General features: G+C 64.7%; 18 protein-coding genes. 14 read left to right on the top strand and 4 right to left on the bottom strand.

Annotated elements, in window-relative coordinates:
- Positions 1–68 precede the first annotated feature (68 nt).
- Positions 69–596, bottom strand: coding sequence for a peptidoglycan-binding domain-containing protein (locus FLO80_RS09935; protein WP_246156644.1), 528 nt, complete (start codon positions 594–596; stop codon positions 69–71).
- A 427-nt stretch (positions 597–1,023) separates the two neighbouring features.
- Here FLO80_RS09935 and FLO80_RS09930 point away from each other — a divergent pair, with 427 nt between their 5' ends.
- From FLO80_RS09930 to FLO80_RS09920, 3 genes are read left to right on the top strand one after another with little or no spacing between them, the layout of a single operon-like run.
- Positions 1,024–1,347 (top strand): 2Fe-2S iron-sulfur cluster-binding protein, encoded by a 324-nt coding sequence (locus tag FLO80_RS09930; RefSeq protein WP_111367902.1) that lies wholly within the window; start codon positions 1,024–1,026, stop codon positions 1,345–1,347.
- Between the two features lie 41 nt (positions 1,348–1,388).
- Positions 1,389–2,126, top strand: a complete 738-nt coding sequence (locus FLO80_RS09925; RefSeq protein WP_246156643.1) for an FG-GAP repeat domain-containing protein — start codon at positions 1,389–1,391, stop codon at positions 2,124–2,126.
- Positions 2,127–2,180: 54 nt separating this feature from the next.
- Positions 2,181–3,224 (top strand): alpha/beta hydrolase, encoded by a 1,044-nt coding sequence (locus FLO80_RS09920; RefSeq protein ID WP_111367900.1) that lies wholly within the window; start codon positions 2,181–2,183, stop codon positions 3,222–3,224.
- Positions 3,225–3,368: 144 nt separating this feature from the next.
- Here FLO80_RS09920 and FLO80_RS09915 read toward each other — a convergent pair whose 3' ends face one another.
- Positions 3,369–6,119 (bottom strand): cation-transporting P-type ATPase, encoded by a 2,751-nt coding sequence (locus FLO80_RS09915; RefSeq protein WP_111367898.1) that lies wholly within the window; start codon positions 6,117–6,119, stop codon positions 3,369–3,371.
- Positions 6,120–6,130: 11 nt separating this feature from the next.
- Entirely contained in the window at positions 6,131–7,243 is a 1,113-nt protein-coding gene (locus tag FLO80_RS09910; protein WP_111367896.1) for a cytochrome c3 family protein, read from the bottom strand.
- Between the two features lie 143 nt (positions 7,244–7,386).
- Here FLO80_RS09910 and FLO80_RS09905 point away from each other — a divergent pair, with 143 nt between their 5' ends.
- A complete protein-coding gene (locus FLO80_RS09905; RefSeq protein WP_111367894.1) occupies positions 7,387–8,847 on the top strand; it encodes a ferredoxin reductase family protein in 1,461 nt (486 codons plus the stop codon).
- Between the two features lie 41 nt (positions 8,848–8,888).
- Entirely contained in the window at positions 8,889–9,158 is a 270-nt protein-coding gene (locus tag FLO80_RS09900) for a DksA/TraR family C4-type zinc finger protein (protein ID WP_111367892.1), read from the top strand.
- A 180-nt stretch (positions 9,159–9,338) separates the two neighbouring features.
- On the opposite strand, the gene FLO80_RS09895 is transcribed toward FLO80_RS09900, so the two are convergent.
- On the bottom strand, positions 9,339–9,986 hold the full coding sequence (locus FLO80_RS09895) for a GntR family transcriptional regulator (RefSeq protein ID WP_246156642.1): 648 nt from the start codon (positions 9,984–9,986) through the stop codon (positions 9,339–9,341).
- A 331-nt stretch (positions 9,987–10,317) separates the two neighbouring features.
- Between FLO80_RS09895 and FLO80_RS09890 the strand changes: the two genes are divergently transcribed.
- From FLO80_RS09890 to FLO80_RS09850, 9 genes are read left to right on the top strand one after another with little or no spacing between them, the layout of a single operon-like run.
- Positions 10,318–11,889 (top strand): ABC transporter substrate-binding protein, encoded by a 1,572-nt coding sequence (locus FLO80_RS09890; protein WP_111367888.1) that lies wholly within the window; start codon positions 10,318–10,320, stop codon positions 11,887–11,889.
- Positions 11,890–11,949: 60 nt separating this feature from the next.
- Positions 11,950–12,921, top strand: a complete 972-nt coding sequence (locus tag FLO80_RS09885) for an ABC transporter permease (RefSeq protein WP_111367886.1) — start codon at positions 11,950–11,952, stop codon at positions 12,919–12,921.
- Positions 12,918–13,874 (top strand): ABC transporter permease, encoded by a 957-nt coding sequence (locus tag FLO80_RS09880; protein WP_111367884.1) that lies wholly within the window; start codon positions 12,918–12,920, stop codon positions 13,872–13,874. Before FLO80_RS09885 ends, FLO80_RS09880 begins: the two co-directional genes overlap by 4 nt.
- A gap of 10 nt (positions 13,875–13,884) precedes the next feature.
- On the top strand, positions 13,885–15,081 hold the full coding sequence (locus tag FLO80_RS09875) for an amidohydrolase family protein (RefSeq protein WP_111367882.1): 1,197 nt from the start codon (positions 13,885–13,887) through the stop codon (positions 15,079–15,081).
- Positions 15,078–16,562 carry a chlorohydrolase family protein gene (locus FLO80_RS09870; RefSeq protein ID WP_111367880.1) on the top strand — a complete coding sequence of 495 codons (1,485 nt, stop codon included), beginning with the start codon at positions 15,078–15,080 and terminating at the stop codon, positions 16,560–16,562. Before FLO80_RS09875 ends, FLO80_RS09870 begins: the two co-directional genes overlap by 4 nt.
- A 14-nt stretch (positions 16,563–16,576) precedes the next feature.
- Entirely contained in the window at positions 16,577–17,602 is a 1,026-nt protein-coding gene (locus FLO80_RS09865; RefSeq protein WP_111368186.1) for an ABC transporter ATP-binding protein, read from the top strand.
- Entirely contained in the window at positions 17,599–18,594 is a 996-nt protein-coding gene (locus FLO80_RS09860; RefSeq protein WP_111367878.1) for an ABC transporter ATP-binding protein, read from the top strand. Before FLO80_RS09865 ends, FLO80_RS09860 begins: the two co-directional genes overlap by 4 nt.
- On the top strand, positions 18,594–19,247 hold the full coding sequence (locus FLO80_RS09855; RefSeq protein ID WP_111367876.1) for a flavin reductase family protein: 654 nt from the start codon (positions 18,594–18,596) through the stop codon (positions 19,245–19,247). Before FLO80_RS09860 ends, FLO80_RS09855 begins: the two co-directional genes overlap by 1 nt.
- Positions 19,247–19,996 carry an aspartate/glutamate racemase family protein gene (locus tag FLO80_RS09850; protein ID WP_111367874.1) on the top strand — a complete coding sequence of 250 codons (750 nt, stop codon included), beginning with the start codon at positions 19,247–19,249 and terminating at the stop codon, positions 19,994–19,996. Before FLO80_RS09855 ends, FLO80_RS09850 begins: the two co-directional genes overlap by 1 nt.
- Positions 19,997–20,009: the final 13 nt, after the last annotated feature.

The raw sequence follows: 20,009 nt of genomic DNA, 5'->3' as shown, positions 1-20,009 counted from the left end.
CAAAAGAATTGGAACAGGGCGGGTCGTATCCCGCCCTTTTTCATTGGCCGGGTTCAAATATCAGGCTGCTACTCCACGTCGGGGCGTTGGACCGCAACCAGCCCCATCTTGCGCGCGGCGGCAAGAGACAGGATTCCGCTGTCGATCCCCTCTGGCGCCTGAAACCGGCGGATCGCGCGGCGTGTGCGGGCGTCCATCTCGCCGGTGATTGCCCCGCGATAGAGGCCGCGCGCCGCCAGTGCGCGCTGGACCGAGGCGACGAAATCCGGGGTGAGTTGGTCTTCGCAAGGAGTTTCGAACCAAAGCTCGCGACGCTCTTGCACGATGGCCTGCCGTGTTTCGAGCCTGTAGACGGGTTCGGCATTGATCGTGCCGTCTTCGTGCATGTCGGCCGGTTGAACCGGGATACGGTCAGTCACGGTTTCGATGATGGCAGGCGTGACATCCTTGCCCCAGCAGGTGCCGGGGGCTGCGCCGGGCGGGGCCTTTTCGTGGGTCTGGACGAGTGCGGGTTCTCCTCGAAGCACTTCGTCGGTGGGAGTATCACAGGCTCCGAGCGCGGCGAAGGCGGCAAGACTGGCAAGAACTCGTGTCACTTGAAATCGCATGGCTGCCCGGCCCGTTTTGGCTTTGTTGATGCAAGACTAGCTGGTTTGGCCTGCCGGTGAAAGTGATGACGTATCGGGCGGCTCTGCGTCGTCGTCTGGATCAGACATATGGTCAAGATGACCGGTGCTATCATGGATCTCTCCCACGATCAGGTGGCTGGAGCCGCTTTCATCGTGAAGCCGCCCCGTTGCCTGCGTGCTGGATTGATGCGCTTGCAGTCGATTGGCGGGCAGGCCATGCGGAGAGGGGGAATGTGATCTCTCCGCTTGAAAAAGAGTGTCGAGCGAGAACAGAAACAGAATATTTGTCGATTTAGGCAGGACCTACCCGGGGGGAGTCGCAAATGGGGGTGGCAGCCCCTGGATGGCTTGGCTAGAACACCGACTAGTTTCAAGAAAGGGAGTCCCGAGCGCCATGGCCAAGATTACCTATGTCGAGCATAACGGCACCGAGCATACCGTTGACGTGGCCAATGGCCTGACTGTCATGGAAGGTGCGCGTGACAACAATATTCCCGGCATCGAGGCCGATTGCGGTGGGGCCTGTGCGTGTTCGACCTGTCACGTCTATGTGCACCCTGACTGGGTGGCCAAGCTTCCGCCCAGGGAGGATATGGAAGAGGACATGCTCGATTTCGCCTATGAGCCCGATCCCGACCGCTCGCGCCTCACGTGTCAGCTCAAGGTGAGCGATGCGCTTGACGGGTTGGTCGTGCAAATGCCTGAAAAACAGATTTGATGCTGCGGGCCGGATCGCGGTCGGCGCGCTGGTGGCGTTAGATGCGCCTGGCGGTTGCGCCGTTTGCGATGGTTCTGGCCCTTGTCGCGCACGCCGTGATGGCCGAGCCTGGCATGATTCGCGAGGCACGCTATGCTGAGCCGACGACCCGTTATGCGCATGGTGTTCTGGGCGATGACGTGGAATGGGGTGCGCTGGAACTGATCGTGGGGCCGTGTGCCGGCTGTTTGCGGACGGAGACCGGAAAGGTGACGATTCGTTTGCCCGAGACGCGCGTGTTCGAGGATCTGGCCCCGCGGCTCGTCGATCTTGAGGGGGACGGCCGCCCGGAGGTCATCGTGGTGGAAAGCGACATGTCGCACGGCGCGCGGCTGGCGGTCTATGACGGCACCGGACTGATCGCGGCGACCCCGTTCATCGGGCGCGCAAACCGTTGGCTGGCGCCAGTGGGGGCGGCGGATTTCGACGGTGACGGGGTGCGGGAGATTGCCTATATCGACCGGCCACACCTGGCCAAGGTACTGAGAATATGGAGCTTTGACCGCGACGATGGGTTGCGGCACATGGCGGATGTACCGGGCCTGACCAATCACCGGATCGGATGGGATTACATCTCGGGCGGCATCCGCGACTGCGGGCAGGGGCCCGAGATCGTCACGGCGGATGCGGACTGGAGTCGGGTGATGGTGACGCGGTTCGATGGCAAAGGCTTTGCCTCTCGGGCATTAGGGCCGTATCGTGACGAGGATGACGTGAGCCGTGCCATGGCGTGTGAGTGAGCGTGGCCCTTTTGTGGAGTTGAAGGTGTGATTCGCAGGGCTGTCCCTATCCTGTTGCTCGGTGCGTTGGTTGTTCTGGGTGCCTGTTCGCGGCCGGAATTGACAGGTTTTTCAGAGCCTTATTCCGGGGCCACGGTCGAACGCATTTTCGTGGCGACGCAGCGCACACCCGGTCAACTGGGGCAGATCTTCGGTGAACGGCGCAGTACGCGGATCAATTTTGCCCAGGTCGATGTGTCGATTCCCCCGGGGCATGAGGCGGGCAGGATCGAGCGCACCTCGGGAGTGGCCGATGCCGCGCGGTTCTTTGCGCCGCTCGGGATTGAAATGTTCAATGGAATGAATGAGTTCACGCGCACTCTGCGGCGCGAGGGGACGGCGGATGGTGGTATCCTGCTTTACGTCCATGGCTATAACAACACGACCGAGGACGCGGCATTCCGGCTGGCGCAGATCAAGCATGATTTCGGCATCGACGAGCCCGCGGTGCTGTTCTCGTGGCCGTCGGCAGGCGATCCGCGGGGCTATGTCTATGATCGTGACAGCGTGCTTTTCGCGCGTGACGGGTTCGAGGAATTCCTGAGGGAATTGAGAGGGTTAGGGCAGGACAGGATATTGATCCTGGCGCATTCCATGGGGGGATACCTGACCATGGAGGCGCTCAGGCAGCTTGCGCTCAAGGGGGATCATCACGTCATGGATGCGATCGAGGGCGTGGTGCTGATGTCGCCCGATATCGACCCGGACGTGTTTCGCCGACAGGCATTGACGATCGGCCAGTTGCCGCAGCCCTTCATCGTGATGACGTCGCAAAAAGACCGGGTTCTGAACATTGCCGAGTTCCTGACCGGGCGCAAGCCGCGGCTGGGCAGGATCGAAAGTTCCGAGGCTGTTCAAGGGCTTGACGTGACTGTGGTGGATTTCACCGATCTCGATGAGGGGGATATCGGCGGTCATAGCGCCTCAGTCAGTTCGGCCCGGGCCATCGAGGTTTTCAGCGGGTTGGAGCGGCAAATCCGCGAGGGTGGGGGCGCTTTGCGTGACTTTGTCCTGCAAGGTCGTGATCGGCGGATCGACGCGGCGCTGGTCCTGCAATAGATCATCGTGAATGACCCCTTCACGCAGCGTCCCGCGTGGTTAACACGATTTTTCTGCGAAAAATCGGGGGGGGGTGACATCCGGCTGACATTCGGCTGCCGCCCGGCTGCCGGGTGAGCGGGCAAAAGGTTAACCCGAATTAAGTTAACGCGGCGCGCGGTCATCCTCGTCGCCCGAGGCGCGGAAGGCGAGGCGCATCTGTTTCTCGATCTCGATCAGCGCGAGAAACACCGCGCCCAGGCCCACGATCAGCATCCCGTCGGAGAGCGGCACGGATCGGGTTCCGAACACGGTCTGGAGCAGCGGCACATAGGTCACGGCAAACTGCGCCGCCGTCACCGTGATGACGCAGGTCCAGATCACCGGCGTTCCCCGGACGGCCTGCCAGTTGAGCGAGGCGCCGTGCAGGTTGCGGATGTAGAAGAGATAGGCGATTTCGAGCACGACAAGCATGTTGAGCGCCATGGTCTGGGCCAGTTCCAGCGGGTGGCCCTTGTCGATCGCATAGGCGTAGATGCCGAACACCGCCGCGACGAACAGGGCCGAGACGAACAGGACCTGCCAGACCAATGTGCCGCTGAGCAGGGGCGCGTGGCGCGGTCGGGGCGGGCGGCGCATGGTGCCGGGCTCGGGTGGTTCGAACGCCAGCGCGAGGCCCAGCGTCACCGCCGTGACGAGGTTGATCCAGAGGATCTGGACCGCGGTGATCGGCAGGCTCATCCCCAGCGCAAGGGCGAGGATGACGGTCATCGCCTCGCCGCCATTGGTGGGCAGGGTCCAGCTTATCACCTTCTTGATGTTGTCATAGACGGTGCGCCCTTCGCGCACGGCGGCCGCGATCGAGGCGAAATTGTCGTCGGCGAGCACGATCTCGGCGGCCTGCTTGGTCGCTTCGCTGCCCTTTTGCCCCATGGCGATGCCCGCGTCGGCGCGTTTGAGGGCGGGGGCGTCGTTCACCCCGTCGCCGGTCATCGCCACGGTGAGCCCGCGCGATTGCAGCGCGGTGACGAGGCGCAGTTTGTGTTCGGGCGAGGTGCGGGCGAAAATATCGGTCTCGACCACCGTTTCGGCGAGGGCGGCGTCGTCCATGGCTTCGAGATCGTTGCCGGTGAGAACACGGCCCGTGTTCCTGAGCCCGATCTTGGCGGCGATGGCGCGGGCGGTGGCGGCGTGGTCGCCGGTGATCATCTTGACCCGGATGCCGGCGGCGTGACAGTCGGCCACCGCCGCGATCGCCTCGGGGCGGGGCGGGTCGATGAGGCCCACGAGGCCGACAAGGGTCAGCCGCCCGTCGAGATCGGCGTGGCGGAGGCCGGAGTGATCCGCGGGCGCCGTGCGGGTGGCCAGCGCCAGCACGCGCTGTCCGTCGGCGGCGAGGGTTTCGACCCGATCATGCCACCACGCCGGATCGAGCGGTTCGGTCGTGCCGTCGGCGCTGCGCTGGTTGGCGCAGAGGGCGAGGACGGCCTCGGGCGCGCCCTTGACGTGGATATGGGCGGTGCCTTCGGGGGTGCGGTCGAGCGTGGCCATGTAGCGATGCGCGGCATCGAACGGGATCGCGTCGGCGCGACCCCAGCCGTTGAACGTGGCCTCGGCGCTATGGATGTCGGTCCGGGCCGGTTGGGTGATCTTGGCGGCGAGCGCGATGAGCGCGCCCTCCATCGGGTCGCCCTGGCTATGCCAACCGGTGTCGGATCGTTTCAGCACCGCGTCATTGCAGAGCCCGGCCACGCGGGCGCATTCGGCCAGCCGGGGGTCGGCAGTGTCGGCTTCGGTGCCATCATCGGTGCGGATCGTGCCCGAGGGATCATAGCCGGTGCCGTCGATCCCGTAATCATGCCCGGCGGTGACGATCCGCGCCGCCATCATTTCGTTGCGGGTCAGGGTGCCGGTCTTGTCCGAGCAGATCACCGAGACCGCGCCGAGCGTTTCGATCGCCGGAAGGCGGCGGACGATGGCGTTGCGTCTGGCCATGGCCTGCACCCCTACGGCGAGGGTGATGGTCAGCACGGCGGGCAGCCCTTCGGGAATAGCCGCAACCGAGAGGCCGACCACGATCATGAAGAGATCGGCAAAGGGCATGTGGCCGATGAAATAGCCATAGGTCAGAAGCAGCGCGGCGACGACCAGGATGAAGACGGTGAGCCAGCGCGCGAACAGGTCCATCTGGGCGACAAGGGGCGTGGTCAGGGTTTCGACCCGGGCGATCATGCCGCTGATCCGGCCGATCTCGGTCTCGGAGCCGGTGGCGGTGACGACGCCGCGCCCGGTGCCGGTGGTGACGAGCGTGCCGGAAAAGAGCATCGGGTGACGGTCGCCGAGGGCGGCGTTTTGGGCGACGGGGGCGGTGTTCTTCTCGACCGGCATGGATTCGCCGGTCAGGATGGCCTCTTCGGCGGTGAGGCTGCGGGCCTCGATCAGGCGCAGGTCGGCGGGGACGAGGTCGCCCGCCTCGATCTGGACGATGTCGCCGGGGACCAGTTCGGCCGCGTCGAGCGTGACCCGGTGGCCGTCGCGGCGCAGCGTGGCGCGGGGGGCGAGCATGCGGTCGATCGCCTCCATCGCCTGTTCGGCGCGGCCCTCCTGCACGAAGCCGATCACCGCGTTGGCGATCACCACGGCGAGGATCACGCCGGTGTCGATCCAATGGCCGAGGGTCGCGGTGACGAGCGCCGCGCCCAGGAGCACGTAGATCAGCACGTTGTGGAAATGCGCGAGGAAGCGCAGCACCGGGTTGCGCCGCGCCGCGCGGGGCAGGCGGTTGGGGCCATGGCTGGCGCGGCGGCGTTCCGCCTCTTGCGTGGTGAGGCCGGAGTCGTCGGTGGCCAGCGCGCGCAGCACGTCCTGTGCGGCGCTGGCATGCGGATCGGTGGGCAGCGCGGGCGTGTCGGTCATGGTGATCCGTTTCAGGGTCTGCGATTCGCGCCCAGATCGAGCGCCACCACGGTGCCCAGATCGGCGAGACTGTCATGCAGGAGTTGCAGCAGGTAGCGCGGGTTGTGGACATAGCCGCCGGGGTCTTTCTTGACCGCCTGGTAGTTATAGGCGGCCTTGAGGAGGCGCGGGGTCCAGCTCTGGTAGCGGTTGGGGAAGGTCGCCTCGTCCTCGTCGATCACGCCGTTGCCGTTGCTGTCGGTGAAGAAATAGGGGAAGCGGCCGGGGGCGTAGCCGATCGGGGTGCCGATCACCTCGGATGCGTAGGTGCGGATGGCGGTGTCGAGCTGCGCCTGCACGCCGGTGATCTCGGCGTGGATGCCGCCCGAGATGTCGCCGTCGCCGTCGAAATCGCCGTGCTGCATGCGGATGTCGCGCAGGTTCTCGACGCCGCGGTGACAGCTCATGCAGCCTTCGGTGTCGATGACCTGCGTGCTGTGCGGGTCGTGGCAGTCGGTGCAGGTGTTGGCGCTGGGCACATGGGTGGAGGTTCCCGCATAGCTTTGGCCCGGATACTGATAGCCGCCGCGCAGGTCGGCCCCGCCGATCACCGCCGCGGCGATGCCGTAGTGGATGTTGAGGAAACCCAGATCGGCGGAGACGGTATCAGCGTCGAGCCCTTCGGTCGCCGCTGCCACGTCGTCGCCCGAATGTCGGCCCTGGTGACAGGTCATGCAGGTGGCATCGGGGCCAAGCCCGGTGAGGGATACGCCCGAGGGGAACGTCACCTCGTCGAGTGCGTGGGCCGCTTCGGTGTGGCAGGAGGCGCAGCCGATCGGCGCGTTGATCGCGGCGGGGGCGTTGACGGTGCCGGGGGCAGAGCCGTTGGCGCCGAGATGGTCGAGAAAACCGGGCTGCGAGTGGCAGGCGGCACAATCCTCGGGCACGGCGCCGTCCTTGTTCCAGTAGGTGAAGGAGAGCGAGCCGTAATCGCCATGCGGCGCGTCGAGCCATTGCTGCACGATGGCGGCCAGCCCGTCGCGGTGGCGCTGTTCCCAATCGGGCTGGGCCATGGCGGGCGTGGCGATGAGGCCCGCCGCGACAAGCAGCGGCGTCAACGTGCGGATCAGGGCGTGCGGGGTCATCTCTGGCTCCTTCGAGCGGGGTGAGGTTGCCTTGCCATGTCAGGATCACACAGAGTGTAGACGATTCCCTTGACCCGGATCAAAGCATGCCGGCGAAAGTCGGGGCAGGTTGGCGACATGAAGCGGCAAGAGGAGCGTGCAGGATGACGAGTCGCGCAGACATGGCGCCCGCAGCGGCGCCATGGCCGGCGCTGTCGGCGCGGGCGATGGCACTGGTCTATCTCGTCGCCTGTGTGCTGCCCATCGGCATTGGCGGGTTGTCGCGCGCTGCGCCGCTTGACCCGTGGGAGGCGTTCGGGGCGGGGCCGGGCCTTGCCGGGTTGACCGCGATGGCGGTGCAGGTTCTGACCTCGGGGCGGTTTCGCGCCGTGTCCGGCGGCATGGGCATCGACCGGGTGATGGCGTTTCACAAGATCGCGGCCTATGTCGTCGTGCTGATGCTGGTGCTGCATCCGATTGCCTATGTCTGGCCGACATGGCTTGATGATCCGGCGCGGGGGGTTGAGCGGATGACCGCCTATCTCACCGGGGCGGACTGGCGCAGCGGGGTGATTGCGCTGGGCGCGCTGGTGCTGCTGGTCGCGATGGGGGTGGCGCGCGATTTCTTTCGTTACGAGATATGGCGGGGCAGTCACGTCATCCTTGCTCTGGTGGCGTTGGGTGGCGGGTTGCATCACGCGGTGAGCGCCGGGCGGCTGAGTGCGCTGGGCGCGTTGCACGGGTTCTGGTGGGGCGTGGGGGCGGTGGTCGTGCTGGCATTCGCAGTGCTTTATGGCTGGCGCTGGATGCGTCTGCATCGCCAGCCGTGGGAATTGCGCCGCGTCGAGAAAAAGGCGGACCGGGTGTGGGAGCTGGACATCCAGCCCGCCAAGGGCAGCACGGCGCTGGCCTATCGCGCCGGGCAGTTCGTGTGGATGACGGTGGCGGGACGACGGTTTCCGCTCTTCGATCATCCGTTCTCGATCGCCGACAGTCCGAGGCGGGCGGGGCTGAGCCTGATCATCAAGGAAGCGGGAGATTTCACAAGCACCGTGGGTGAGTTGCAGCCCGGCACGGCGATCGGGATCGACGGACCCCATGGCACCTTCACGCTTGAGCGGCACCCGGGCGATCATGTTCTGTTGATCGCGGGGGGCGTGGGGATCGCGCCGATCATGGGGCTGTTGCGCGATCTCGTGGCGCGGGGGGACAGGCGGCCGGTGCGGGTGGCCTATGCGGTGGGGCAGCCGGAGAATTTCGCCTGTCTCGACGAGATCGAGGCGGCGAAGGAGGTTCTGGATCTCGATGTGCTGCTGATCAGTGAGAGTGGCGAGGGTTGGGATGGGGCGACCGGGTATCTCGACCGCGACAAGCTGGGCGTGCTTCTTGACGGGCTCGACCCCAAGCGGGGCGTGGTGCTGATGTGCGGGCCGGGGCCGATGGTGACGGCGGTGTCGGACACGCTTGAGGATATGGGGATGCCCGGGGAGCGGGTGATCTATGAGCGGTTCGATTATGCCGGGGGGCTGGCGGCGCGGCAGGACCGGCGGCGGACGCTGGGTTTTGTTGCGGTGTTCGCCGCTCTGGCGGGGCTGGTGGCGCTGCTGTCGCAGTGGTTGATCTAGGCGCGGGGCAGGGCGTATGCTGGATGCAAGGAGGTGGCGCGATGGCCGGTGGCTGGGCAAAGGATGGTGCGGTCAGCGAACAGATCGAAGCCTCGATCGAGGATGAGCTGGCGCGGATGAAGGGGCGCAAGGTGCCGGTCGGTGAGAGCCTGACGGAATGCGCCGAATGCGGCGAGGAGATTCCCGAGAAGCGGCGACAGGCGATCCCGGGGGTCAAGCTTTGCGTGGATTGCGCGTCGGAACGCGATGGCGCGGCGAACGCGCGTGGCGGGATCAACCGCCGTGGGAGCAAGGACAGCCAGTTGCGGTGAGGCGGGGTGTGGTGAGCCTGGCACGCTCCTGCGATGTCACGCTATCCTGTCGGCCTGTGTCGGGTTTCACTTGCTGAACCAGGGCCGCAATATTTCCCGGCTACAGTCTATCTTCGGCGCAATCGCCATGGGCGCTCGCCCGGGTGGGTCGCGGGGCGCGCGTCGCCAGCGGGCATCAGCTCATTTTTCCGGCCTGTAGCGGGACAGGATCTGCGCCACGTTCTCGGTGCGATCGTCTTCGGGATTGAGCAGGGCCCGGTCCTGCACGCCATGAAGGTGGCTGTGCATCTGCGTTGTTGCGCGTTCCGCGTCGCCGCGGGCAATGGCCTCGATGATTTCGGCGTGCTCCTCGACACCGCATTCCGCCGAATGGGCCTGGGCAAAACGTGCCAGGATCAGAGAGCAGCGCGAGACGATTTCGTTCACGTAATTGGCAAGGATTCGCGAGCCGGTCAGTTCCGCAAGCAGGATATGAAATTCCCCCGCCAGCCGGATCGAGCGTGTCCCGTCCTTGCCCAGGTATTTCTCTTCCTCGGCGAGGTGATCCTTCAGCGCCTTGATGATGGGTTTGGGGTCCATTGCGCAGAGTCTCTGCATGACTTCGCGCTCCAGACATTGCCGCATGTCGAAGATGTCATACGCTTCCTCGATCGTGGGTTCTGCAACCGACGCGCCGCGATTCGGTTGAATGTCGACAAGCCCCTCGGCATCCAGCCGAACCAGCGCATTGCGTACGATCGTTCGGCTAACGCCGAAGGTCTCGCCGATGGAATCCTCGGGTAGTTTCACCCCGGGCTTCAGCGCCTGTTCGATAATTGCCTGTCTCAATGAATCGTAAACCGGAAAGCTGCGTGTCGAAGATTTGTACATTGTTTTTGGTCACTTGGTTTCTTGAAGGTTCGATCGGCCGGGATGCTGCCCAATGGTGCGAGGAGGATAGCAGCAATCTTTCTCCATGTATCGGATACTTGAGATGTATACAATAATGTAAATTTTTTGTAGACACATTGAATTCCAGCTTCTACCGTCCGATCCCATGTCGGGACAGGAATGCCGTTCCGACCGCAATGCGGCCCCTGAATCAACGGAGAAACGGGGGTGAACAGATGAAATGGATGCAAGTTCTGTTGAAATCGTATCCAAAACAGGGAGAACAACAATGATCTCAAGACTTGGACCCAAAGCCGCGCTGGTCGGCGGGTTGATCGCCGCGACCATCGGAAGCGGCGCCGTGGCGGAAACGGTCAGGTGGGGTGCCCCGCGGGACATCGTGTCGCTCGACCCCTATTCCTATGGCGACAGTTACACGATCAATTTCCTCAACCACATCTACGAAGGGCTGGTCCGCTATAACCGCGATCTCGAGATCGAGCCGGCGCTGGCGGAATCCTGGGAGATCGTTTCGCCCACCACCTGGCGGTTCAGGCTGCGCGAGGGCGTGACGTTCCATAATGGCAACGATTTCACCGCCGAGGACGTTCTGGCATCGCTCCAGCGTGTGAGCGATCCGACCTCGCCGCTCAAGGGCAACCTGCCAGCCTACAAGAGTGCCGAGGTGGTCGACGAGTTCACGATCGACATCGAGTTGACCGGCCCTTACCCGCTGCTGCTCAACGATCTGACCAACATCCACGTCTTCGACAAGGAATGGCTGGTCGAGAACAACGCCGAAAAGCCCACCGATGTCAGCGCGGGGGTCGAGGGTTTTGCCACCTTCAACACCAATGGCACGGGCCCCTTCAAGCTCGATTCCCGCACCCCCGAGGCGCAGACCATCCTGTCGGTGAACGAAGGCTGGTGGGACGAGCCGCAGCACAACCTGACCCGGATCGAGTTCCAGCCGGTCTCCTCGGCCGCGACCCGCGTGGCCGCACTTCTTTCCGGCGAGGTCGATTTCGTGGACAGTGCGCCGGTCCAGGATCTGCCGCGGCTTCAGGCGGCGCAGAACCTCAAGGTGCTGGAACGCACCGACCTGCGGACCGTGATGCTCGGCTTCAACCGTCGGGACGAACTGGTCGCGGGCGGCGAGAACCCGATGAACGATCTGCGCGTGCGCCAGGCGATGCAGTTGGCCGTGGACATGGAGCTGATCCATGACAAGGTGATGCGCGGCAAGTCGCGCAATGCCGGAACCCTCGTTGCCCCGGCCATCCCGGGCTATTCCGAGGAACTGGACGAGGTCGTGGGCGTCGATGTCAACCGGGCCAAGGAATTGCTGACCGAGGCCGGTTATCCCGACGGGTTCGAGTTCGATTTCGTCTGCACCAATGAAAGCTATGTCAACGAGGAGCAGTTCTGCCAGGCCATCGCCTCGATGTGGTCGCGGATCGGGTTGAAGCCCCGTCTCGATATCGGGCCGACCGCGAAACAGACGCCCAAGCGCGCGAATGGCCAGGCCGATGTGTATACAATCGGTTGGGCAACGCTGCCGATGCTCGACACCTATTCGATCCTGATCCAGATGCTGCACAGCAAGGAGGGCAATGCGGGCGTGTTCAACTGGGGTGACTGGTCCTATCCCGAGATCGACCGCCTGACCCAGGCCGCCGGTGTCGAGCTTGACCGGGAAAAGCGGCTGGCGATGGAAACCGAGGCGCTGAAGATCGCGCGCGACGAGATCGTGATGATGCCGCTGCACCAGCAGCCCATGGCCTGGGCCGCGGCGGCCGAGTTCGAGGACTTTCCCCAGTTCCCCGATAACAAGCCGCGGCTCTGGTACGTGACCAAGTAATCTCCGCCGCACTGGGGCGGCACCACGGTGCCGCCCATCTTTCCAGAGAAAGGGGCAGCCATGCTGGCTTTTCTGATCAAGCGCTCGGCCAATGCCATCTTCGTGATGCTCTCGGTCAGCTTCATCGCGTTCATGATCTTTCGTTTCGTCGGTGACCCGGTCGAATTGATGCTCAACGAGCAGGCGACCCAGGAACAGCGCGACGAATTGCGTAACCGGCTGGGCCTCGATGAGCCCTTCATCGTGCAGTTCGGCACCTTCGTCAGTAACGCGGCCCAGGGGGATTTCGGCATCTCCTTTCGCAACCAGCAAGACGTGCTGGGCATGATTGCCGAACGGTTTCCCGCGACATTCGAACTGGTGATCGTGGCGACCCTGATCTCGCTGGTGGCGGGTATCCCGATGGGCGTGATCACCGCGATCCGGCGACAGACCTGGTATGCCGAAGCGATGCAATTCACCTCGATCATCGGGGTTTCGCTGCCCAGTTTCGTGGTGGGGATCGGGCTGATCCTGATCTTCTCGGTCTGGCTTGGCTGGATGCCCGCCTTCGGGCGCGGCGAGACGGTCGATATCGGCTGGTGGTCCACGGGGCTGCTGACCCATTCGGGCCGCATGTCGATCATCCTGCCCGCGCTGTCGCTGTCGCTGTTCCAGATCACGCTGGTGATGCGGCTTGTGCGCGCCGAGATGCTCGAGGTGCTGCGCTCGGATTTCATCAAGTTCGCCCGTGCGCGCGGCATCCCCGCCCGCGCCATCCATTTTCGCCACGCGCTGCGCAATTGCCTGATGCCGGTGGTGACGATGACGGCGATGCAGATCGGCGGGCTGATCGCCTTTGCCCTGGTGACCGAGACGGTGTTCCAGTGGCCGGGCATGGGCCTGTTGTTCATCCAGGCCGTCACCTTTGTCGATGTGCCGATCATGGCGGCGTATCTGTGCATCGTGGCGCTGATCTTTGTGCTGCTCAACACCCTTGTGGACATCACCTATGCCATGATCGACCCCCGCCTGCGTGGAGCCGAAAAATGACCGATATCCCCGCCCCCACACCCAAGATCAAACCCAAGACCAGAAGCCGCCGCGAACTGTTCTTCGACAGCGACCTGTGGTGGAGCTTCAAGAGTTCGAAATCCGCGATGGGGGCGGCCATCGTGCTCGGCCTCGTGATCCTCGCCGCGTTTCTGGCGCCGGTCCTGTCGCCGCAGAACCCCTATGATCTGGCCGCGCTGGAGCTGTGGAACGCCGAGCTGCCCCCCGTCTGGATGGAGGGCGGGCAGATGCCCTATATCCTGGGCACCGATGTTCAGGGGCGCGACATTCTCTCGGGCATTCTCTATGGCACGCGCATTTCAATTTTCATCGGCATTGCCTCGGTCCTTGTGTCGCTCGTCGTGGGTGTGCTCGCCGGGCTGACCGCCGGCTTTTATGGTGGCTGGGTCGACAATGTCCTGATGCGGGTGGGCGACGTGCTGTTGTCGATCCCGATCATCCTTGTCGCGATCCTTGTCAGTTCGGTCGCGCAGGCGATGCTTCCGCCCGAGTTGCGCGAGGCGGGGATCGCGGTGGTGCTGGTGCTGGCCATCGCGCTCTACTCCTGGGTGCAATATGCCCGCGTGGTGCGCGCGCAGACGATGGTCGAGCGGCGCAAGGAATACGTGCAGGCGTCGCGCCTCGTCGGGACGCCCGCGCGGCGGCTGATGCTCAAGCATATCCTGCCCAACACGCTGACGCCGGTTTTCGTTGCCGCCACGCTGAATTTCGGTCTTGCCATCCTGATCGAGGCGACGCTGTCGTTTCTCGGCGTCGGCATGCCCCCCAACCAGCCGTCGCTCGGCACGCTGATCCGGGTCGGCAATCAATACCTCTTCTCGGGGTCGTGGTGGATCGTATTGTTCCCGTCGATCCAGCTTTGCATTCTGGTGGTCGCGGTGAACATGCTGGGCGACTGGCTGCGCGACGCGCTGAACCCGAAACTTCGCTGAAGGACTGAACATGACCTCTCTGCTCATCAAGAACGTCCGCATCATGGACGATGAACCTGCCGACATCCTGATCCGCGATGGCGTCATCGCGGAGATCGCGCCCGGTCTCGACGCGCCCGGGGTGGCGGAGGAGGATGCCACCGGCCTTATTGCCCTGCCCGGGCTGGTCGATGCGCATACCCATCTCGACAAGTCGCTGCTGGGGTGGCCCTGGTACAAGAACGACGTGGGCGGTGCGAGCCTGATGGCGATGATCGAGAACGAGCGCGATATGAAACAGCGCCTTGGCCTTGACCCCCACGTTCAATCCATGCGCCACGCGCTCAAGACCGCAGGGTTCGGCGCAACGCTCATCCGCAGCCATATCGATATAGACACCCAAGGGGGCTTGCGCGCGCTCGAAGGCGTGATGCAGACCGCCGAAATCCTTGCCGATGTGGTCGAGATCGAGACGGTCGCCTTTCCCCAGTCGGGTCTGACCACCCGCGAGGGCACGGCCGAACTGATGGACCAGGCGCTTGCCATGGGTGCGAACCTGGTTGGCGGGCTCGACCCCTGCGGCGTGGATCGCGACCCCAAGGGGCATCTGGATATCATCTTCGGCCTTGCGGAAAGGCACGGCAAGGGCATCGACATCCACCTGCATGAGCGTGGCGACCTGGGCCTGTTTTCGATGGAGATGATCCTCGACCGGGCCGAGGCGCTGGACATGAAGGGGATGGTGACGATCTCCCACGCCTTCTGCCTCGGGATGCAGGACTATCCGCGCGTCGAGGCGATGCTGGAACGGCTGGCCGCGATGGACGTGGCGATCATGACCACCGCGCCCGCCTCGTCGCCCGCACCGATGGTCAAGCAACTCGACGCGCATGGCATCCGCATCGGCGCCGGCAATGACGGGATACAGGACACCTGGGGGCCTTATGGCAATGGCGACATGCTGGAACGGGCCAAGTTCGTGGGCCTGCGCAACAACCTGCGCGAGGATGTCGAGGTCAAGCGCGCGCTTGATATTTGCGCGGGCGGCGGCGCCGTGGCGATGGGCAAACCGCGTCGCGCGTTGAAGGCGGGCGCGCCCGGCGATCTCGTGCTGGTCGAGGGCGAGGCGGTCGTGCAGGCCGTCGTGACCCATGCCCCGCGCAAGCTGGTCGTGAAGGGCGGGCATATCACCGCGCGCGACGGTCAGACGCTGATGGCTGCGCCGTGAACCGGTTTTCCGACATACGGCTCGGCACCCGTCCGACAGGCCGCTGGTCCTTGCGCGCGCAATGGGTGCTGGCCGACACGAGTGCCGGGCGCCGCCTGATCCGCGACGGCGAGGTGGTGATCGAAGGCGACAGGGTGATCCATGTGGGCCACCGCTTCGAGGGCGAGCTTGCCGCCCGTCACGACATGGGCACGGCGCTGATCGCGCCCGGTTTCGTCGACCTTGACGCGCTGTCGGATCTCGACACCACGCTCCTGGCCTTTGACAACTGGCCGGGAGAGCGAAAGGGTCGCGTCTGGCCGCGTTCTTATGTCGACCGTGGCCCTTACGAGATGTATTCGGCCGAGGAGCTGGCCTTTCAGAAACGCTTTGCCTTTGGGCAGCTTCTGCTCAACGGCATCACCTCGGCCGCGCCCATCGCCTCGCTCTTCTACCGCGAATGGGGTGAAACCACCGCCGAGTTCGACGCCGCCGCAGAGGCCGCGCAACAGCTTGGCCTGCGCGTCTGGCTCGGCCCGGCCTATCGTTCGGGCGGTATGGTGCTCGAGCCCGACGGTCGCATGGTGCCCGAGTTCGACGAGGCCCGCGGCCTCGACGGTCTCGACCGCGCCATTGTCTTCGCCGGCAAATGGCAAGGCAATGACCTCGTCAGTTCGATGCTTGCCCCGGATCGGGTCGAGACCTGCACCGAAACGCTTCTCCGCCGCACGATGGATGCCGCCGAGGAGTTGAACTGCCCCGTGCGCCTGCACATGGCACAGGGCAAGATGGAACGCGACACCGTCGCGGCCCTGCATGGCAAGACCGCGCCTGAATGGCTGGACGGTATGGGCCTTTTGACCCCCCGCCTGCTGGCGCCTCATGCCACGGTCGCGACCGGGGACGATCTGCGGCGCTATGCGGCGGGCGGGGTGACGGTTGTGCATTGCCCGCTGGTCGCCGCGCGGCATGGTGGTGTTCTGCGCTCCTTTGCCACGCTGCGCGACATGGGACTCCGCATCGCCATGGGCACCGACACCGCGCCGCCGGACATGGTTCTGAACATGGCCGTGGGCATGATGCTGTGCCGTGTCGCCGAGGGCGATATCGCGGCCTGCACATCGCCCGATTTCATGGATGCCGCCACGATCAGTGGAGCACAGGCGCTGGGCCGCGACGACATCGGGGTGCTGCGCGCGGGTGGCAAGGCCGATATCGCCGTTTTCGATCTGGGCGATGCGGCCATGGCGCCGACAATCGACCCGATACAGACCCTGATCCTGGGCGCCACCGGCCGCGTGACGCGTGCCACCATCGTCGACGGGCGACTGTCGATGCGCGACGGCGAAGTGGCAGGCATCGACATGGCCGGGGCCCGTGCGCAGGCACAGGCCCAGTTCGAGGGCCTTTTGACCAGATATCCCGAGCGAACCGCGGGTCATCCCGCGCTCGAAACGATCTTTCCTCCCGCTTACCCGCTTATGGACGGGCGCCAGACGTGAAGGACCCTGAGATGATGTTGCACTCCCCGACCGTGTTGGAGGCCGCCGAAAGCGCCGCCGACCCAAGCCCTGCGCCGGCACTCGAGGTGTCGAACCTGACCGTCGAATTCCCGACGCGCCGTGGCGTTCTGACGGCCATCGACGACGTTTCGCTGCGGGTCGAACCGGGTGAGATCCTGGGTGTCGTGGGTGAATCCGGCGCGGGCAAGTCGATCACCGGGCTGGCCGTGCTTGGCCTGCTCGAGGCACCGGGCCGCATCGCCGGTGGCGAGATCCATGTCAGTGGCCGCCGCGTCGATACCCTCACCGAAGAGGAACTGACCAAGGTGCGTGGCCGCGAAATGGGTGCGATCTTTCAGGACCCCCTGACCGCGCTCAACCCGCTGTTCTCGGTCGGGGCGCAACTGGTCGAGACGATCCGTCTGCACACCGATCTGTCCAGGGAGGCCGCCCGCGACCGCGCCCTGCATCTGTTGCGCGAGGTCGGCATCCCCGCGCCCGAGGAGCGGCTGAGGCAGTACCCTCACCAATTCTCGGGCGGGATGCGGCAACGCGTTGTCATCGCGCTGGCGCTGGCTGCCGAGCCCGAGTTGATCATCGCGGACGAGCCGACCACTGCGCTCGACGTTTCGATCCAGGCTCAGATCACCACGCTCTTGCGACGGCTGTGCAAGGACCACCGCACCGGCATCATGCTGGTAACGCATGACATGGGTGTGATTGCGGAAACGGCCGACCGGGTGGTGGTGATGTATGCCGGTCGAATGGTCGAGATGGGCCGGGTCGAGGACGTGATACACAATGCGCAGCACCCTTATACCAAGGGGCTGATGTCGGCGATCCCCAGCTTGCATGACCGGGTCGATACCCTCACCCAGATCGACGGCTCGATGCCCCGGCTGAACAGTCGGCCCAGCGGCTGCGCCTTTAACCCGCGCTGCCCCATGGCTGGCCCGCGCTGCCGCCGCGACCGGCCGAACCTGGTCGATGCAGGCCCGAACCGCGCCGCCTGTTTCCTGCACGAAGGAGGAACCCAATGACGCCTGCCGATCCCATCCTGTCGATCGACCATGTCTCGAAGGAGTTCGACGTCTCGGCCCCGTGGCTCAACCGTGTCCTCGAGCGCAAGCCAAAACTCTACGTGAAGGCGGTGAACGATGTCAGCCTCACCATTCCGCGCGGCAGTTGCTTCAGCATCGTGGGTGAATCCGGCTGTGGCAAATCCACCGTTGCGCGGCTCGTCACCGGGCTCTATTCCACCTCCGCCGGAGAGATCCGGTTCGGCCCCGGCACCGGGGGCCGTCCGGTCCGGGTGCAGATGATATTCCAGGACCCGCAATCCAGCCTCAACCCGCGCTGGCGTGTCGGCGATATCATCGCCGAGCCGATCCGCGAGATGAAGCTTCGCGCAAGCGAGGAGGAAACACGCGAGCGGGTTGACGATCTGTTGCGCATCGTGGGCCTGGCCAGCGACGACGTGGCCAAGTTTCCGCATGAATTCTCGGGCGGGCAGCGGCAACGGATCTCGATCGCGCGGGCGCTGGCCTCCGAGCCCGAGTTGCTGGTCTGCGACGAGCCAACCTCGGCGCTGGATGTGTCGGTGCAGGCGCAGATCTTGAACCTGATGCGGCGGCTTCAGAAAGAGCTTGGCCTGACCTACCTCTTCATCAGCCATGATCTGAGCGTGGTGCGACACATGTCCGACAGGATTGCGGTCATGTACCTGGGGCGGATCGTCGAGATGGCCCCGGCCGAAGACCTGTTCACCGCCCCGCAGCACCCGTATTCCCGGCTGCTGCTCGGCACGATCCCCGATATCCACGCGCCCAACCGGAATCGGGAACTGCAGGGCGGGGAACCACCCAGCCCGCTCAACCCGCCCACGGGTTGCACGTTCCACCCGCGCTGCGCGCTGGCCGACGAGAGGTGCCGCAGAGAGGAGCCTCAGTTGCGCGACCGGGGCGATGCCACCGTAAGTTGCCATGCCGTCGCGGAAGGGCGGGCCAGAACCCCGGAAGAAAAGGAAACGTGATGCGGTTCGATTTCACCCAGTCGCAGCCGGCCGACCGCTATCGCCTGCTGACCAATTTCATCGGCCCCCGGCCCATCGCATTGATTACAACGTGCTCGCCCGGCGGGCATGACAACGCAGCCCCGATGAGTTTTTTCAACGTCTTCTCGCATGAGCCGCCAATCGTCATCGTCGGCTTCAGCGCCCGTCCCGACGGCAGCGAGAAGGACACGATCGGCAATATCCGCCGCAACGGGGAATTCTGCGTGAACATGGTCGATCTGGCGCTGGCCGATCAGATGATCCTGTGTGGTGTGAATTTCGCGGCGGATGTCGACGAACTGGAATTCGCGGGGTTGGACGCCGCGCCCTGCCGACAGATCGAGGCCGCGCGCCTGGCCGAAACGCCATGCGCCATGGAATGCCGGGTGGAGCGGATCATCGATTATCCCGGCCGTGCCATCGTCATGGGCGAGGTGGTCGAGATGCATGTGCGCGACGACTGTCTCGATGCGGCGGGGCGCTATGTGGACCCTTCCGCCTATCAGCCTTTGGCCCGCCTTCATGCCGACAATTACATCGTCGCCGACCGACAATTCGAGTTGAAGAAACCCGCCGATCTTTCGACGCGGGAAGTCGGCCACGTATCCCGCGAAACCGTGGAGTCCAGATAATGCGCATTCATGTCGTGAACCCCAATTCAAGCATGGGCATGACGCAGCAGATCGGCCGCGTCGCCCGTCAGGTTGCCTCGACCGGCACCACGATCGACCTCACGCGTGGCGTGGCGGCACCGGCGTCGATCGAGGGGTATACCGACGAGGCGCTTTGCGTTCCGCCGATGCTTGAGCAGATCCGCGCGGCCGAGGCGCGGGGCGCCGATGCCCATGTCATCGCCTGTTTCGACGATCCCGGCATCGGCGCTGCGCGCGAGGTGGCGGTGAAACCCGTGATCGGCATATGCGAAGCATCCGTGAGGGTGGCCTTGCTGCTCAGCAGCCGGTTTTCGGTTGTCACGACATTGCCCCGGTCAATTCCGATCATCGAGGATCTGGTCGATGGGTACGGCGCCGGGCGGCGCTGTCGAAACGTGCGTGCCATCAATCTGCCGGTGCTTGCGGTGGAAGAGGATCAGAGCGCGGCAAATACGCTCTTGGCGGCGGAGATCATGGCCGCGAAACGCGAAGACCGCGCCGAGGCGATCATCCTGGGATGCGCTGGCATGAGCGAGCTGTGCAACAGCTTGACGGCGACCACGGGCGTGCTCGTCATCGACGGGGTCACCGCTGCCGTCAGGCTGGCCGAGGCGGTGGCCGGTACGGGATATGTGACTTCCAAGCTTGGCGGCTATGCTGCCCCGCTGGAAAAAGCCGGGGGGTTCGGGCGTGACGCGTCCGATGAGCTGCGCGCCTTGTCGAACTGACTTGCGGGCAAGC

The sequence above is a fragment of the Aquicoccus porphyridii genome (genome assembly GCF_008369105.1).
Lineage (GTDB): Bacteria > Pseudomonadota > Alphaproteobacteria > Rhodobacterales > Rhodobacteraceae > Aquicoccus > Aquicoccus porphyridii.
This window is presented reverse-complemented; position numbering and strand designations above follow the sequence as displayed.